This window comes from Onishia taeanensis (assembly GCF_900100755.1).
GTDB classification, from domain to species: domain Bacteria; phylum Pseudomonadota; class Gammaproteobacteria; order Pseudomonadales; family Halomonadaceae; genus Onishia; species Onishia taeanensis.
Genome location: NZ_FNCI01000001.1, coordinates 462,199 through 478,352, shown reverse-complemented (window position 1 = coordinate 478,352; position 16,154 = coordinate 462,199). Strand labels below are relative to the sequence as shown.

Annotated in this window: 18 protein-coding genes; 4 read left to right on the top strand and 14 right to left on the bottom strand. The window is 62.3% G+C overall.

What is annotated here, in order from left to right; genetic code table 11:
* Positions 1–113: 113 nt before the first annotated feature.
* The 3 genes from BLR71_RS02270 to BLR71_RS02260 form a co-directional block, all read right to left on the bottom strand.
* Positions 114–758, bottom strand: a complete 645-nt coding sequence (locus BLR71_RS02270) for a LysE family translocator (protein WP_092522641.1) — start codon at positions 756–758, stop codon at positions 114–116.
* A 77-nt stretch (positions 759–835) separates the two neighbouring features.
* Entirely contained in the window at positions 836–1,249 is a 414-nt protein-coding gene (locus tag BLR71_RS02265) for an NINE protein (protein ID WP_092522837.1), read from the bottom strand.
* Positions 1,250–1,332: 83 nt separating this feature from the next.
* The gene (locus tag BLR71_RS02260; protein ID WP_092522639.1) at positions 1,333–2,172 is read right to left on the bottom strand and encodes an isopenicillin N synthase family dioxygenase; all 840 of its coding nucleotides are present in this window, start codon (positions 2,170–2,172) and stop codon (positions 1,333–1,335) included.
* Positions 2,173–2,379: 207 nt separating this feature from the next.
* On the opposite strand from BLR71_RS02260, the gene BLR71_RS02255 reads away from it, so the two are divergent.
* Complete coding sequence (locus BLR71_RS02255) at positions 2,380–2,586, top strand: cold-shock protein (RefSeq protein WP_092522637.1); 207 nt, start codon at positions 2,380–2,382, stop codon at positions 2,584–2,586.
* A gap of 260 nt (positions 2,587–2,846) precedes the next feature.
* On the opposite strand, the gene BLR71_RS02250 is transcribed toward BLR71_RS02255, so the two are convergent.
* From BLR71_RS02250 to yegS, 4 genes are all read right to left on the bottom strand, one after another.
* Positions 2,847–3,500, bottom strand: coding sequence for a prolipoprotein diacylglyceryl transferase (locus BLR71_RS02250; protein ID WP_092522635.1), 654 nt, complete (start codon positions 3,498–3,500; stop codon positions 2,847–2,849).
* Between the two features lie 68 nt (positions 3,501–3,568).
* The gene (locus BLR71_RS02245) at positions 3,569–4,006 is read right to left on the bottom strand and encodes a nucleoside deaminase (RefSeq protein WP_092522633.1); all 438 of its coding nucleotides are present in this window, start codon (positions 4,004–4,006) and stop codon (positions 3,569–3,571) included.
* A gap of 40 nt (positions 4,007–4,046) precedes the next feature.
* Positions 4,047–4,466, bottom strand: coding sequence for a VOC family protein (locus BLR71_RS02240; RefSeq protein ID WP_092522631.1), 420 nt, complete (start codon positions 4,464–4,466; stop codon positions 4,047–4,049).
* Between the two features lie 87 nt (positions 4,467–4,553).
* Entirely contained in the window at positions 4,554–5,480 is a 927-nt protein-coding gene (gene yegS / locus BLR71_RS02235; protein ID WP_245696313.1) for a lipid kinase YegS, read from the bottom strand.
* Between the two features lie 153 nt (positions 5,481–5,633).
* On the opposite strand from yegS, the gene BLR71_RS02230 reads away from it, so the two are divergent.
* Positions 5,634–7,235, top strand: coding sequence for a cation:proton antiporter family protein (locus BLR71_RS02230; protein ID WP_175491601.1), 1,602 nt, complete (start codon positions 5,634–5,636; stop codon positions 7,233–7,235).
* Positions 7,236–7,435: 200 nt separating this feature from the next.
* Here BLR71_RS02230 and pepN read toward each other — a convergent pair whose 3' ends face one another.
* The 4 genes from pepN to rimI form a co-directional block, all read right to left on the bottom strand.
* On the bottom strand, positions 7,436–10,075 hold the full coding sequence (gene pepN, locus BLR71_RS02225) for an aminopeptidase N (protein WP_092522627.1): 2,640 nt from the start codon (positions 10,073–10,075) through the stop codon (positions 7,436–7,438).
* Positions 10,076–10,133: 58 nt separating this feature from the next.
* Complete coding sequence (locus tag BLR71_RS02220; protein ID WP_092522625.1) at positions 10,134–10,580, bottom strand: YbaN family protein; 447 nt, start codon at positions 10,578–10,580, stop codon at positions 10,134–10,136.
* A gap of 206 nt (positions 10,581–10,786) precedes the next feature.
* Positions 10,787–11,272 (bottom strand): YajQ family cyclic di-GMP-binding protein, encoded by a 486-nt coding sequence (locus BLR71_RS02215; RefSeq protein ID WP_092522623.1) that lies wholly within the window; start codon positions 11,270–11,272, stop codon positions 10,787–10,789.
* A gap of 83 nt (positions 11,273–11,355) precedes the next feature.
* Entirely contained in the window at positions 11,356–11,838 is a 483-nt protein-coding gene (rimI, locus tag BLR71_RS02210; RefSeq protein ID WP_092522621.1) for a ribosomal protein S18-alanine N-acetyltransferase, read from the bottom strand.
* Between the two features lie 171 nt (positions 11,839–12,009).
* Here rimI and BLR71_RS02205 point away from each other — a divergent pair, with 171 nt between their 5' ends.
* Positions 12,010–13,512 carry a RimK family protein gene (locus BLR71_RS02205; protein ID WP_092522619.1) on the top strand — a complete coding sequence of 501 codons (1,503 nt, stop codon included), beginning with the start codon at positions 12,010–12,012 and terminating at the stop codon, positions 13,510–13,512.
* 85 nt (positions 13,513–13,597) lie between these two features.
* The gene (locus tag BLR71_RS02200; RefSeq protein WP_092522617.1) at positions 13,598–13,990 is read left to right on the top strand and encodes a hypothetical protein; all 393 of its coding nucleotides are present in this window, start codon (positions 13,598–13,600) and stop codon (positions 13,988–13,990) included.
* Between the two features lie 29 nt (positions 13,991–14,019).
* Here BLR71_RS02200 and BLR71_RS02195 read toward each other — a convergent pair whose 3' ends face one another.
* Genes BLR71_RS02195 through BLR71_RS02185 form a run of 3 tightly spaced genes read right to left on the bottom strand, consistent with a single transcriptional unit; the run spans position 14,020 to position 16,025 of the window.
* Entirely contained in the window at positions 14,020–14,817 is a 798-nt protein-coding gene (locus BLR71_RS02195; protein ID WP_092522833.1) for a DUF2797 domain-containing protein, read from the bottom strand.
* A gap of 32 nt (positions 14,818–14,849) precedes the next feature.
* A complete protein-coding gene (locus tag BLR71_RS02190) occupies positions 14,850–15,131 on the bottom strand; it encodes a YeaC family protein (protein WP_092522615.1) in 282 nt (93 codons plus the stop codon).
* Between the two features lie 42 nt (positions 15,132–15,173).
* Positions 15,174–16,025 (bottom strand): rhomboid family intramembrane serine protease, encoded by an 852-nt coding sequence (locus tag BLR71_RS02185; RefSeq protein ID WP_092522613.1) that lies wholly within the window; start codon positions 16,023–16,025, stop codon positions 15,174–15,176.
* Positions 16,026–16,154 lie beyond the last annotated feature (129 nt).

Genomic DNA, 16,154 nt, shown 5'->3' with positions numbered 1-16,154 from the left:
GGTGCTTTCCGGTGCGGGTTAACATAGTGCGTGAGTATGGCCGAGTGGGTAAGGCGCGACCGAGCTTACCCCTGGCCCCGCAACCGCTCGGCTCGACGCCGACGCGGCGGCATTCAGACGGGGCGCTGGGACAGCGCAAGCTTGAGGCCAAAGGCCACCATTACCATCCCGGTGGCACCGTCCAGGGTGCGCGACACCGAGCGGCGGGCCAGCCAGTGGCCGGCCCGCCCCAGCATCAGCACGATACCGATCTGCCATAGGTTGGCGATCAGGAAGTGCACCCCGGCCAACCACAGTGACTTGGCCAAGGCCGGGTCGCCCGGGGCGATGAACTGCGGAAGAAAGGCCATGTAGAACACGACCGTCTTGGGGTTGAGCACATTGGAGAGAAAGCCTTCGCGCAGCGGCACCCAGCACGATACCGCCTGGCGCTCGACCTCACAGCCGGCGACCGGCAGCGGCGTGCCCCGCCGCGCGCTCGCCAGGCTCTGCAGGCCAAGCCATATCATATAAGCAGCACCGACCAGCTTAAGCGCCGAAAAGGCCCAGGCCGACTGCAGCAGGATGACCGAGATGCCCAGCGCCGAGACGGCGGCATGCACGAAGAGCCCCGAGCAGATCGCCAGGCTGGTCAGTATCCCATCGCGCCGGCCCCCTCGCGTGGTGTTGCGAATCACCAGGAGGGTATCCACCCCGGGACTCAGCGTCAGCAGCGTGATGGCCACCAGAAAGGGCCAGAACTGGGCATCGAAGAACATCAGCGGCAGGCCTCCTTGCCGTGCAAAATCGCTCGCCTAGCGCGAGTGGACTAAGGCCGGGCCTGCCCGGCCGTCAATCAGTTGAAGATGCCGCGCTTGGCGTGCTTCATCGAGATCTGGTCATTGAGCGTCCAGAAGTCGTAGAGCACGCCCAGCAGGAAGAAGCCGCCCGTCACCAGGTAAATGAGGCCGGTCAGCCACTTCCCCATATAGAAACGGTGCAGGCCGAATACCCCAAGGAAGGTCAGCAGCACCCAGGCCAGTGAATAGTTGATCGGCCCGGCCTGATAGCGGAAGTCCGCGTCACGGTCCATACCGGGTATCAGAAACAAATCGATCAGCCAGCCAATCCCCAGCAAGCCCAGGGTAAAGAACCAGATGGTGCCGGTGACCGGCTTGCCGTAATAGAAGCGATGGGCGCCGAGGAAACCGAAAATCCACAGCAGGTAGCCCATCACCTTGCTGTGAGTGTCGCTGGACGCACTGCTCATTGCCGTCATATCAAAAACCTCGTCTAGACGTGTAGCGAAGTGACCTAGCGGAGAGCCCGTCAGCGCTCCGCCGATAGCGTTGTTCAGATGACGCCCAGCTCGCGCAGGCGCTCCTTCAGATAGCTGTCAGCCGTATGGCGGTCGGACAGCACCACTTCCGGCCGCGGATGCAGAAACAGCGGCAGCGATAGCCGCGAGTGGAAACGCGCCGGCCCGCTGGGGTTGACCACGCGATGAGACGTCGAGGGGAAGTAACCCCCCGAGGCCTCCTGCAGCATATCGCCGACATTGATGATCAGTTGGCCCGGGTCGCAGGGAACCGCCAGCCATTCGCCCTCGCGGGTCTTCACCTCTAGGCCAGGCTCATTGGAGGCCGGCAGCACGGTGATCAGGTTGATATCTTCATGGGCCGCGGCGCGCACCGCGCCGGGCACCTCGTCGCCGGAGAGCGGCGGATAGTGCAGCACCCGCAGCAGGGTCTGGCCGCTGTCAGCGATCATCCGCGACAGCGGCTCGCGATAGAGTGCCGCGACCTCGGGCGGCGTTTGGGCCTCGATCCAGCCGAGCAGCGTCGCCGCCAGCGACTCGGCGCGACGATAGTATTCCATGATGTTCCCGGCCAGGGCGTCGGGAATCCGGCCCCAGGGGTAAACGTGATAATACTCCTTGAGGTCCTTGACCGTCTGGCCCTTGGCGGTCTCGGACACCGAGGGCGGGAAGTAACCATCCTGGCGCTCAGGGTCGAACCGAAACTCGTGCTTGTCCTGCCCTTCGAAGAAGGCCTGCCACTGGCAATAGATGGATTCCACCAGCTCGGATGAAATCGGATGGTTGCGCAGCACGCCGAACCCCGTCTCGCGCAGCGAGGCAACGAAGCGTTGGGGGGCGTCGGCGGCAGTGAAATCGACGTTCTGGACGGCCATGATATTTCCATCTAAAGTGATTTTGCGGGCATTCAGGCATGCCACTTCGCGGGTTATATTGACCCAACTCGGCTGCCGATGCATCTATCCGCCAAGTGGGTTAGCCAGAGCGGTTCTTCTCTACATAACCCATATACAGAGAGGGCTTGCCCGCCTACGGGCATGACGTCCTCAGCATGATCATTACGTAAGGTAAGGAAAACAAAGATGGCAACTGGCACTGTCAAGTGGTTCAACGACACCAAGGGCTACGGCTTCATTTCTCCGGATGATGGCGGCGACGATCTCTTCGCCCACTTCTCCGAGATCCAGGCCGAGGGCTTCAAGTCTCTGCAGGACGGTCAGAAGGTCAGCTTCGACGTCACTCAGGGCAAGAAAGGCCTCCAGGCCGCCAATATCAAGCCCGTCAGCTGATCAGCCGATCAGTCTATAGACGCGCCTGCCCCTCGCCAGTTGCTAGCGCTCCACGGCAGAAAGCAGCAGAGGGTTGTAGCATCGAGTGCTCACATGGACTGTGAGCGCAGTGTATGCCCAAGCACTCAATGCCTAAGCGAAGGTCCACCGAGGTGGACCTTTTTATTAGGTGGCGCTACGCCTTAAACCCGATTTCGTCAGGCGCCATTGAGCGCCGAACGGCCGCTGTCTTACTCAGGCTTAACCGCTAGGGCGAAACGTCAGGGCTGACCGAGCTCTTTATCGACTTCGTTCAGCATCTCATCAGGCGTCTTGCTCTCCGCTTCCTTGAACTGCTGATCGATCTCCTGCTGGGCTTCCTCGAAGCGACGCTCGGTCTCCGCCATGAAGGCTTCGATTTCAGACTCACTGGTCTCACCAGGCGTTACTTCCAGATTATCGCCATCGCTGATCATGGCGTCGATCTCGGACTCGCTCGGCTCGCTAGGTGCCAATTCACCGGCTGAACTATCCAGAGGCTCGCCGAGTTGAGACTCGTCGGCCATGGAGTCTTGGCTCATGGCGCCTGTATCGCCGCCCTCGGCCGTAGCCGCACCATCGACTGAAGCCTCGGGGTCATTGCTGATCGTGGTGGCAGAACTGCTCTGCGAGGCGGCCTGATCCGAGGTCTCGGCCGTGGTCGTCTCGTCAGCCGCCGACGCATTCGATGCCGTGTCGCTTGCCGCCGGGTCACTGGCCGCCGGATCGCCGGCCGCTTGATCACTGGTCGACTGATCACTGGTCGACTGATCGCTGGCCGCCGGGTCGCCGGCCGCCGGGTCGCCGGCCGCAGGATCATCACCGTTGCCACATCCCGCCAGCCCCAGGCTCAGGACCAGAGCCAGCAGCAGGGCTCCATATGGCGTCTTCGTCATCTCGTAGTTCCTCGCATCATGTGTGGTGCCATTCCAGCAAAGCGCTTACGCGCACGCAAGGCGCCGGGTCACTCGCCGATATCTTCGGCCCAGACCTCGGGGTGGCGATCAATAAAGGTGTTCATCAGCTCACGGCACTGGACATCGTCACGCAGCTCGAGTTCGACGCCAGCCTGACGCAGGGTGTCCTCGGCGCCAAGGAAGGTCCGGTTCTCGCCGATCACCACCTTGGGAATGCCATAAAGCAGGATGGCACCGCTGCACATCGGACAGGGCGAGAGAGTGGTGTAGAGCACCGAGTCACGATACACCGATGCCGGCTGACGCCCGGCATTCTCGAGGGCATCCATCTCACCATGGAGCACGACGCTGCCGCGCTGCTGGCGCTGGTTGTGGCCACGTCCGATGATGCGCCCGCGATGCACCAGCACCGAGCCGATCGGCACACCGCCCTCCTCCAGGCCCAACCTCGCCTCGTCGATCGCCGCCTGCATGAATTCATCCATTGGTCTGTCTCTCGTCGGGCTGTGGCAGATGTAGCGTCGATCAGGTGGCAAACAGCTGACCGTCGATATCGCGAAACGCCTTGAACTCCAAGGCGTTACCGCTGGGATCATAGAAAAACATGGTGGCCTGCTCGCCGGGTTGACCCTGGAAGCGTACATAAGGCTCGATCTCGAAACGCACCCCGGCCTCGGTCAGACGATCGACCAGCGCTTCCCAATCGGTCATTTGCAGCACCACACCAAAGTGCGGCACCGGCACGCCATGACCGTCCACCGCATTATGATGCCGCTGTGGCGTCATGTCAGGGTTGAGATGACAGACGAACTGGTGGCCGAAGAGATTGAAATCGATCCAGGTATCGCTGGAGCGCCCCTCCGGGCAGCCCAGCAGGTCAGCATAGAAGCCACGCGCCTCGGCAAGATCGCGAACCTGCACAGCCAAATGGAATGGGGTCAACATCGAACATTGCTCCTTGTCGTTATCATGGATCGTTATGATGAGCCGTCATCAAGCATGGTCATGTCGCGTCGTTATGGACCGCCATCCTCATGCTGGCGCCGCACGCTCCAGCAATGGGCAGTCGTCCGGCGCCAGCAAGTCGATCGCCTCTTGCACCAGTTCCACATCCAGGTGATCCAGGTGGTGCGGCTCGCCATCCAGGGTCAGCGGCAGCGGCTTATCGGCCGTCACCCGAATACGGTCGGTCTGCCAATACTCCACGTACTCGCCGTTGGCGGGAAGGCGCTTGAGTTCGGTGAGCATCTGACGCATCCCCGAGAGCGAAGAGGACTGGCGAACCGCCAGCACCTCCATCAGGCCATCATCGAGGCGAGCCATGGGGCTAAGCTGCTGGCCACCGCCCGCCTGGGCGCCATTGCCAATCGCCAACAGGAAGAGATCACGATCCCCCTCGCCTCCCGGCCACTCGAGCCGGGCCGGGCAGGCGTGGAAGCGCCAGGCCTTCAGGGCTCCCATCAGCGAATAGGCACCGCCGCCGAGCAAACGCTTGAGCGTCTTGGGCGTAGAGGCCGTGATCTCGGCCCCGAAGCCAGCCGACAGCATGTTCAGGAAGTGCTGATCGCCGACTCGCAGTACATCCACGGCTCTAGGCGCTGCCTTTAGCGCCAGCTTCAGTGCGGCCTCAAGCTCTTCGGGAATGCCCAGGCCGCAGGCAAGGTCATTGGCCGTGCCCATGGGCAATATGCCCAAGGCTGGCCGCGCATCCCGTGGCAGACGCATCAGGCCATTGACCGCCTCGTTCACGGTGCCGTCGCCACCGGCGACGATCAGTCGTGACACCCCGGCCTCGCCTGCCTGTTCGGCGAGCATGGCGGCATCCCCGGCTTCCCAGGTCACCTGAACCTCGAGCCGGACGCCCTGCTCGCGCACGGCGTTCACGGCCTCTCGTAGGACCGGTGATTGGGCCGATTTGCCATTGATCAGCAGGCGTAACATTAAACGGTTAGCATTCATGGCGCTTATCTTACACCGTTGCCCTGGGTATCGGCGACGCATGGACTGTGCAAAAGGTTGGCAAAGGCTAGCCGATAGGAAACCATGAGGCATAGACGCTAGCGCTCGAGCAGCACCCCGCCCCGAACAAGGACGTACAGACGAGGAGACATCATGATCGAACCGGCTTTCCTGCTGGTCGCTTTTCTAGGAGGCCTGGGCGCCCTAGCACTCAGGCTTCCACCACTGGTCGGCTTTCTGGCCGGCGGTTTCGTGCTCAACGCACTGGGTTATGAAGAGACGCCACTACTGACCACACTGGCCAACATTGGCGTAACGCTCTTGCTGTTCACCATCGGCCTCAAGCTCGATGTACGCACCCTGCTGCGCAAGGAAGTCTGGGGCGGGGCATCCTTGCACCTGGTCGGTTCGACGCTGCTGCTCAGCGCAGCACTGGGCCTGTTCGAACTGGCAGGCTTCACCCTGCTCGACGGCGTGCCCTGGCAAACCCTGGCCCTGCTGGGTTTCGCCCTGTCGTTCTCGAGCACCGTGTTCGTGATCAAGGTGCTGGACAAGCGTAGCGAAACGCAGACCAGCTATGGCCGCCTGGCGATCGGCGTGCTGATCATGCAGGACATCTTCGCCGTGGTGTTCCTGACCGCCTCCACCGGTGAGCTGCCGAGCCCCTGGGCACTGCTCTTGCTGCTGCTGATTCCGGCGGCGCCGCTGCTGCAGCGGCTACTCGATCGCATGGGGCACGGCGAGATGCAGATGCTGTGCGGCATGCTGATGGCGCTGGTGCTCGGCTACGGCCTTTTCGATCTCATGGGCATCAAGGGCGATCTCGGCGCGCTGATCGTAGGCTTGCTGTTGGCGCCCCACCCCGCCGCCCAGAACCTGGCACGCTCAATGTTCAACCTGAAGGAGCTGCTGCTGGTCGGCTTTTTCCTGACCATCGGCCTGACCGCCATGCCCGATGCCGAAATGCTCGGCCTGGCACTGCTGCTGGTGGCCGTGGTGCCGCTCAAGGCGCTGCTCTATCAGGTGATCTTCATGGGCTTCAGGCTTCGCCTGCGCACCTCGGTGCTGGCCTCATTGGGACTCGCCAACTACTCCGAGTTCGGCCTTATCGTCGGCGCCCTGGCGACCGGCCAGGGCTGGCTCGACGACAAGTGGCTGGTGGTGATGTCGCTGGCCGTGGCGATCAGCTTCGTGCTGTCCTCATTGCTCAATGGCGCCAGCGAGACCCTCTATCGCCGCTTCGCCAATCTGCTGCCGGCACGCATGAGCAGCGGGTCGGACGAAGTCGAGCGTTCCCTCGAGGTCGGCAATGCTGAAGCGGTGGTCATGGGGATGGGGCGTATCGGCCGCAGCACCTACAAACGACTGCAGAAGCAATACGGCCTCAAGGTGCTCGGTATCGACAGCAATCCGCAAAGCGTCAAGCACCTCCAGGAGCAGGGCTATAACCTGCTCGAGGGCGATGCGCTGGATTCGGACTTCTGGGACAAGCTGATGATGTCGCCGTCGCTGAAGCTGGTAGTACTGGCGATGCCGCACCATGCCGGTAACCTCTTCGCCCTCAAGCAGCTCCATGACCGGGACGAATTCAAGGGCCAGATCACCGCCATCGTCGAGTATCCCGATGAGATCGAACCGATCCAAGCCCTGGGCGCGAACGCCGTCTATCATATCTACGACGAGGCCGGCCGAGCGCTGGCCGACAGCGCCGCCAAGGAAGCCGGCCTGGTCACCGATATCGAACAGTTGGGCTAGATCATTGAAGCGACTTGCCCTCGAAAAGCGTTTTCAATGAAGGGCTCACAAAAGTTCTCGGAAGAGTTCTCGTAAAAGCTCTCAAAAAAAACGGGCCGCCCCGATGGGGGCGGCCCGTTTCGCCTTTCGCTGTCAGGCCCGTCACAAGATCGACAAGCACGCTCAGGTCGGCGACGCCGAGGGCGCCACCGGCCGAGGCGTCAATCGGCCAGCGCTTTTTCGATCACTTCATAGACGTTCGGCGAGAGGTCCTCAGCGCGGATGCGCTCAAGTTCGGCCTTCATCAGTTCCTGGCGCGCCTCGTCAAAGCGCTGCCAGCGCGTCAGCGGCGTGACGAGGCGCGCGGCGATTTCCGGGTTGAGCTTGTTGAGCTCGATCACCACGTCGCTCAGCAGCCGATAGCCGGCACCGTCGATGCGGTGGAAGTTGACCCGGTTGCTGGCGAAGGCACCGATCAAGGCACGCACCTTGTTGGGGTTCTTCAGCGAGAACTTCGGGTGCTCCATCAGGAACTTGACGCGGTCCAGGGCATCGGCCTGCGGGCGGGTGACCTGGATGCTGAACCACTGATCCATGACCAGCGGGTCGTGAGACCACTTCTCGCCGAAGGCGCGCAGCGCCGGGTCGGCCAGATCATTACGCGAGCTGTGGGTCAACAACGTCAGCGCCGAACGCACATCGGTCATGTTGTGATCGGCATCGAACTGCGCCTGGGCGAGGGACAGTGCCTCTTCGTCCTCGATCGCCACCAGATAGGACAGCGCCACGTTCTTGAGGCTACGGGCGGCAATCTGCTGGGGCTCCGGCGCGTAGGGCGCGTCGAGCTGGTTGGCGCGGTAGACCGCCATGAATTCGTCACGCAGGGCATAGGCCAGCGACTGCTTGACGAAGGTTCGAGCGGCATGGATGGCATCGACATCGACCACCGGTTGCTGCTCGGCGATGTAGGCCTCCGAGGGCAGCGTCAGCATCTCGGCGAGTACCGCCTTGTCGTCGGTCTCACCGGTCAGCAGGGTCCGGAAGGCCTCGACAACGCGAACGTCCATGACCTTCTCAACGCCATTGCGATGCGCCGCGATCAGGTCTTCGAGGGCCAGCATCGCCAGGCGCTGGCCGGCATCCCAGCGGTTGAAACCATCGGAGTCATGCTGCAGCAGGAAGGCCAGGTCTTCACGGCCATACGGGAAGCGCAGCTTGACCGGCGCCGAGAAGCCACGCAGCAGCGACGGCACCGGGGCCTCGGCCAGGTCGGTGAACACGAAGTGCTGCTCGTATTCCCGCAGGTGAATCACGGTGTCGGTACCCACCGACTCACCGTCGACGGTCATCTTGAGATCCTGTCCGGACTTAGTACCCACCAGGCCCATGCGGATCGGAATATGCAGGGCGACCTTGTCCGGCTGCCCCGGTGTCGGCGCCGTGCGCTGGCGCAGCGTCAGGTGATACTCGGACTTGGCATAGTCGTATTCACCGTGGGCGTCGATCTCCGGGGTGCCGGCCTGGGAATACCAGTGCATGAACTGGGTCAGGTCGAGCCCCGAGACCTCGCTCATGCAGCCGACGAAGTCCTCGATGGTGGCGGCCTGGCCATCCAGGCGTTCGAAATACAGGTCCGAGCCACGACGGAACAGCTCCCAGCCCAGCAGGTTTCGCAGCATGCGGACCACTTCGGCACCCTTTTCATAGATGGTCAGGGTGTAAAAGTTGCCAATCTCAATGTAGTGATCCGGGCGAATCGGGTGGGCAGTCGGCCCGGCATCCTCGGCGAACTGGGCCGTACGGAACATCGAGACATCCTCGATGCGCTTGACCGGCGCCGAGTTGGTATCCGCGGAGAAGCTTTGATCGCGGAACACCGTGAAGCCTTCCTTGAGCGACAGCTGGAACCAGTCGCGGCAGGTTACGCGGTTGCCCGACCAGTTGTGGAAGTACTCGTGAGCAACGATGCTCTCGACGCGCTGGAAGGCCGCATCGGTGGCGGTATGCGGATGCGTCAGCACCGCCGCCGAGTTGAAGATGTTGAGGCCCTTGTTCTCCATGGCGCCCATGTTGAAGTCGTTGACGGCCACGATCATGAACAGATCGAGGTCATACTCACGACCATAGGTTTCTTCGTCCCACTTCATGGCCCGCTTTAGCGACGCCATGGCGTGATCGGTCTTCGAAAGGTTCTCTTCCTCGACCCATACCTGCAGGGTAACGTCGCGACCACTCTGGGTGGTGAAACGATCCTCGACCTTCTTCAGGTCACCGGCCACCAGGGCGAACAGATAGCTGGGCTTGGGGTGCGGGTCTTCCCAGGTAACGAAGTGGCGATCGTCCGGCAGCTCGCCAGATTCCACCGGGTTGCCGTTGGATAGCAGCACCGGCAGCGTCGCCCGGTCGCCGATCACCGTGGTCGAGAAGGTCGCCATCACATCCGGACGGTCCGGGTAGAAGGTGATGCGGCGAAAGCCTTCCGCCTCACACTGGGTGCAGAACATGCCGCTGGACTGGTAGAGACCTGACAGGGCGGTATTGGCCGCCGGATCGATCTCGACCTCGGTGTCGAGCAGGAAGCTTTCCGGCACTCGATGTACGGTCAGCGTGGCATCGTCCTGCGCGTACTCATCGGCCTCGAGCTCTTCACCGTCGACGGCGATACGCTTCAGCGTGAGCTGCTCGCCGTTCAGCACCAGCGGCAGCGCGCCTGCATCCTGGTGCGCGGGGTGGCGCTCCACATGCAGGCGGGCGGTGACGCGAGTCGCAGATGACGACAGGTCGAATTTCAGCTCGGTATGAGTCACCCGGTAGGCGGGCGGTTGGTAATCATGCAGGTAAGTCGGCTGCATCGCAGACATCGAGGAAGGCTCCTGTTCTGAAATCGCCGATCATTGTACGGCGCCAGCGGCAGCCATCTCAAAGTCGGCGGTGATTCGAGTGCATGACCCGGGGCGAAAGAGCCTGGGAGCTAAGGGTGAAGGTCGGGAAGGTACGGGGCTCGGGGCGGGTGACGATCCAGGCCCCGAGGCATGCCAGCGACACGATCACCACGAGCTTGATGCCCAGGGGAACCGGGCTAAACACCAGCACACCGATCGAGAGCGCCAGCATCAGCACAGCCAGCCGCTTGGCATGCCGCGGAATCGCTCGCTCACGTTCCCAGGCCTGCAGAGGCGGACCGAAACGCGGGTGCCGGCGAATCCAGGCGGCAAAACGGGGCGACCCCTTCGAAGCAGCCCATACCGCCACCAGCATGAAGCAGGTGGTCGGCATCAGCGGCAGAAAGGCACCGATCACACCGAGCGCGAAGCTCACCATCGCCAGCAGGCGATAGGCGGTGCGGGTCACGGTGGTTCGAGGCATCTCCGTTCTCCTGATAACGGCGGCGTCTAGCTAAAGCTTAGCATCCATGTCCTCATTGAACCGCAACAACGCATGGAACGGAAATCGCTTTGCGCTATATGACGCCTAGCGTCGCTCAATGAGGCATTCTTTTCGAGGCGGGCGCATGGCGCCGCCTCGTACCCACTCATGGTAACCCAAGCTAGGCCCCATATTATTGCGTTGGGTCAATCGCGGAAATTGTTGTATTGCAACGCCAGATCGGGCCCCTGCTCGCTCTTGAGCAAGGCGATGGTCTGCTGCAGGTCATCGCGTTTCTTGCCCGTGACGCGCACCTTGTCGCCTTGGATCTGGGCCTGGACCTTGAGCTTGGCATCCTTGATCTGCTTGACGATGGCCTTGCAGTCCGGCTGCTCGAGCCCTTGCTTCAGCTTGATTTCCTGGCGGGCTTTGACACCACTCAGCTCAGGGTCCTGCTCATCCATGCAGCGGGCATCGATACCCCGTGCGATCAGCTTGGCCCGCAGCACGTCGACCATCTGCTTGAGCTGGAAGTCGGCATCGGCCTCGAGCGCAACAGTGTCGTCATTGAGCGTGAAGCTGGCATCGACGCCGCGAAAGTCGAAACGCGTCTGTACTTCGCGATTGGCCTGGTCAACGGCATTCATGGCTTCGTGCTTGTCAAACTCAGAGACGATATCGAAGGAGGGCATGGGGCGTTCCTGACGAAGTGGAAATGGAATGCGATTCTAGAGCACCGCGACGGGCATTTCACCCGTCGGCCTTGCTTTGGTCATCAAGCGTTCACCACTTGTCCCGTGTCAGAGGCGAGCAGCGACTTCTCCATCTGCCAGGCCGCGCAGCCATCGGCATAATAGTCATCGAGCCAGCGCCGCAGACCGAAGCCCATGCGCCGATAGAGTGCCCGGGCGCGTCGATTATCGGCGCGCACCTCAAGGGTCAGCGACTCGCAACCACGGTCCCGTGCCTCGCTTTCCAGGGTACTCAACAGTCGACGCCCGACGCCTTGCCCCTGAACCTCGGGATGCACGCAGAACGAATAGAGCCTCGCCGCCAGGCTATTGCGACGTAACAGCAGGGTCGCATAGCCCACCAATTGCCGTGCTTCATCTTCGGCCACCCAGGTGATGGCGTGAGCGCGGTTCAATAAGTGCCACAGCTGGCGTCGATTGAAATGATCGGTCGTGAAACAGAGCTGTTCGAGCTGGCAGAGTGCTGCGAGGTCACCCGGCTGGGCCGAGCGCAACAGGGCGGTCATGTCGACGGCTACCTTGAGAATGTGATGAGGATTCTGCGATGCATGTAACCCAGTGTCACCGCCTGGGATGATGAATTTATTTCACCATATCCGCATATTGTCTTGATCTGTCTGCACGCGCATGCTGACGGTCAGGAATTATCTTTGACCGAGCTCAAGGAGAGCCCTTCAATGCCTCTGCAAATCGTCGTCGATCGTCTCATCGACTGGCGCCCCTACTTCCCAAGCGAAGACTTGATCACGGCCAATGACTACCTGGCAGAAGAGCGGCCGGCTCAGGCCCCGGAAAAAGAACAGGAGCAAGACGCGGCCACCCACGTCATCAACCTGTCCGGTGAGCTCGACTACCTGGAGAGCGGCTACTATGTGTCGCTGCTGGCACAGGCCCGTGGCCAGCGAGTGCTACCCAGCGTCGAGACGCTCAATCAACTGTCGCGCAAGGCACTGGTCGACCTGCAGCTCGAGGCCCTAAGCCCCCTGCTCAATGAACTGGCCAAGCGCGGCTCGCTGACCGGCGACAGCATCACCCTGCGGGTGATGTTCGGCGAAAGCCTACAGCCGGAGCTATCCAAGCTTGCTCGCAAACTCTTCGAGCGCCTGCCCTGCCCGCTGCTCGAGGCACGCTTCACGCGACGCCACGACCTGTGGCGACTGTCGCGGCTCAAGCCATTGCGGCTCACCGCACTCTCGCAGGAAGAGCAAGACCTGTTCGCCAGCGCCTTGAACCGGCACTCGCGAAAGGTCTGGCGCACCCCGAAGGCCCGACGGCGCTATCGCTTCGACCTGGCCATGCTGGTCGACCCCCAGGAGGCTCTGCCCCCCAGCAACCGCGGTGCATTGAAGGAATTCATTCGTGCCGGACGCAAGCTGGGCATCGATGTCTCGCTGATCACCAAGCGTGACGCAGGCCGGCTGGCCGAGTTCGATGGGCTCTTCATTCGTGAGACAACCAGCCTCGATCATCATACCTATCGCATGGCGCGACGCGCCGAGCACGAGGGCCTGGTGGTCATCGATGATCCACGCTCGATTCTGCGCTGCACCAACAAGGTGTATTTGCATACCCTGCTGCGAACGCGAGGCATCGCGACGCCCGAGGGCGTGCTGCTGAATCGCAGCGACCTGCCCCACTTGACGGAAAAAGCGGCGGGACTCAGCTTCCCCATGGTACTCAAGGTGCCCGACGGCTCCTTTTCACGGGGCATCGTCAAGATCACCTCCGCCGAGGCGCTATTGCCCGAAGCCGAGCGGCTATTCGCCTCCTCGGCCCTGCTGTTGCTGCAGGAATGGCTGCCCACGGAATTCGACTGGCGCATCGGCGTGCTCGACGGCAAGCCCCTGTTCGCCAGCCGCTACTATATGGCCCGCGGCCACTGGCAGATCTACGATCACTCCAAGGGCAAGACCAGAAGCGGCGGCTTCAGCACACACGCGCCCGAGGACGTGCCCCCCGCCGTCATCAAGGCGGCACTGAAGGCGACCCGGCTGATCGGCAACGGCCTGTATGGCGTCGACCTGAAGCAGGTTGGCGACCGAGTCGTGGTCATCGAGATCAACGACAACCCCAACATCGACGCCGGCGTGGAAGATACCCTGCTGGGGCGAGCCCTCTATAGCCGAATCCTCGAGGTGTTCCTCAAGCGCATGGAGGCCAACCGTCGCGTCGGCGCTTGAGGCAACGGCTGCTAGAATGGGCGTCTTTTGCCCTAGGCCCATATGTTTAAGGCCCGTCTACCAACCCCGTCAAGGAAAGCCCCGCATGACCGACACTTCGTCTACCCAGACGCTGCTACGTCATTACCTGGTGCAGGTCGCTCGCCAGGGCCAGACCGTCACCTACCGCCAAGCCTGTGAAGCCCTGGGGCTATCCCCACCCGGCATGATTCAGGCCCTGGCGCGGCTGCTGGAAGACAGCATGCGTGATGATGCGGCGGCTGGCCGGCCCTTCCTGGCGGCCCTGGTCGTCAGCCAATCCAGAGAGCGCCGAGGCCTACCGGCTTCAGGCTTTTTCGATGAGGCACAGCGTCTGGGTCGCCTCACCGGCGAGGCGAACGGCGATGGGAAAAGCGAGCCCAGCGATACAGCAGGAAGTGAGGCCGCCAGGCGCTTTCACGAGCAGGAACTGGCGGCCGCGCTAGCGCACTATGGTTGAGTAGAGGCTGAAACAGGCTGGCAGTCGCATCAGGCGACTTGAATTTCGTAGCCGGTAAACTTGCGCAGGTTGATGACGCCGGTATCGAGAATCAGGTACTGGCCCTTGAGCCCCATCAGGGTGCCTTCGACCTCGGCGACCTTGTCGAAGTTGTGGGACACGATCTTGCGCGGGAACTCGAGCACCGGGTAATCGAGGTGACGAGGCGCGTCATCCAGCACGCGGATGGCATCAGCGCCGAAACGCTCGCGCAAGCCGCTAAGCCCGCCCTCGAGCTTGGCCAACAGCCGGTCACGCTCAGCGACTAGATCCATCGATTCAACGTCACCCTTGAGCATCGCGCGCCAGTTGGTGCGGTCGCTGACCTCTTCCTTGAACAGCATCTCGACGAAGCCAGACTGCTGACGGGTGTCGACCTCGATAATCGGCAGGGCCTGGATGGCGCCCTGATCGAGCCAACGCGTCGGCACCTGGGTACGCCGGGTGATGCCCACCTTGAGCCCCGATGAGTTGGCCAGATAGACCACATGGGGCTGGAAGCAGTGACGCTCGCCCCATTCCGGCTCGCGGCAGGTGCCGGCGAAGAAGTGGCAGGTCTCAGGCTTCATGATGCAGGTATCACAGCTGGCCAGGCGCTTGAAGCAGGGGTAACAATGGCCCTGGGCGAAGCTTTTCTTGGTGGCTCGGCCGCAGTTCGTGCAGGCAATGGCGCCGGTCCAGCTAAGCCGCAACGGCTGCCCGAGGCGCGCATTGAGGGGCAGGCGCGTCTCATCGAGGCAGAGTGCGTAATCCGCCGCCTCCCCGGTCTTTCCCGGCGAGATGGCCATCTTGCTCAGGCAGCCGCGAGCGGCAGTGTCGATCAATTCACCCACTTGAGGCTTTCCTCGCCGTTGCTGGCACTCCCCTGAGCACTGTCGGCATCGCTGCCACAGCTGGTGCGATCCAGGTAGCCGACCCGCTGGTCGGGAGACACGCCATGCTCGGCCTCGTACTTGATCACGGCCTCGAGGCACAGCTCGACCTGCTCAGCGCTCAGCACTCGCCCGTCGGGCCATTTGCGCAGCGACACCGCCTGCTTGAGGCTTTCATAGATGTCCGGCGTCATCTGCTGGACCATCTTGTCGAAGGTCATCTCGCTCATTTCAGTCTCCCTTTCGTGACATGGGATGTCATCACCATCGCATCAGGCCCTGCGGGCACGGCGCGCATCATACCAGCCCAGCGCCAACCCCACGACCAGGCCGCCCAGATGGGCCTCATTGGCCACGTTGCCAAACCCGACCATGCCGGCCATCTCGGTCATGGTGAAGACCATCCAGCCCAGCATGAACACCACCAGCATCTGGGGAACGAAGAAGCCGCTGCTGGGCGCGAGTCGCGACATCAGCCAGACGTAGCCCAGCAGCGCATAGACCACGCCGGACATGCCGCCGAACAGCACCGTACCGGTGGCGTACTGGGCTAGGTTGCCGACGATAGCGCTGGCGATCGTCAGGACCAGCATCAGCTTACCGCCCCGCAGCGCCTCGATCTGACGGCCGAAATACCACAGCCACAGCAGATTGAAGGTCAGGTGCATCCAGCCGAAGTGCAAAAGAGCCGGCGAAAAGAACCGCCATACCTGCCCGGAGCTCAGGGTATCGGCCAGGCTGCCCAGACTCAGACTACCGCCCGCCACGGCCACCGGCACGATGGTCAACATCGCCACCACGATATCGCCAAGCAGCCACATCAGGCCAAACACCATCAGGCAAGCCGCCAGCAGGCTGGCGGTCACCGGGGCCAGCGCGAAGGGACGCAACAGCGGCGAGGCATTGAACGTGGCTCGCGGTGCATGGCCGCTGGGCATCAGCGGCTCGCCGCGCCGCCAGCGTTCAAGTAGCTCGTTGAGCGCATCCAACTGCGCGGGATCGGCGAGCCACAGGGTGTAGCCCTCTTCGTTTTCGGTGAAGCGGTGGCCAATGCGGTGCGCCCAGAGTGCCTGGCGCAGCTCGCGGGTATTGGTGTCTCGGGGCAGCATGAGCACCTTCAACATGCGGGGTTCCTTTTCATGCCGATGTAATGGGGGCGTACGCCACGATAGGCGCCTAAACGCCAGTGTAACGAATTCCACAAAGAAAAATCCGGCGGAGGGGGCCGCCGGATAAGAGCAAGGGATCATTCA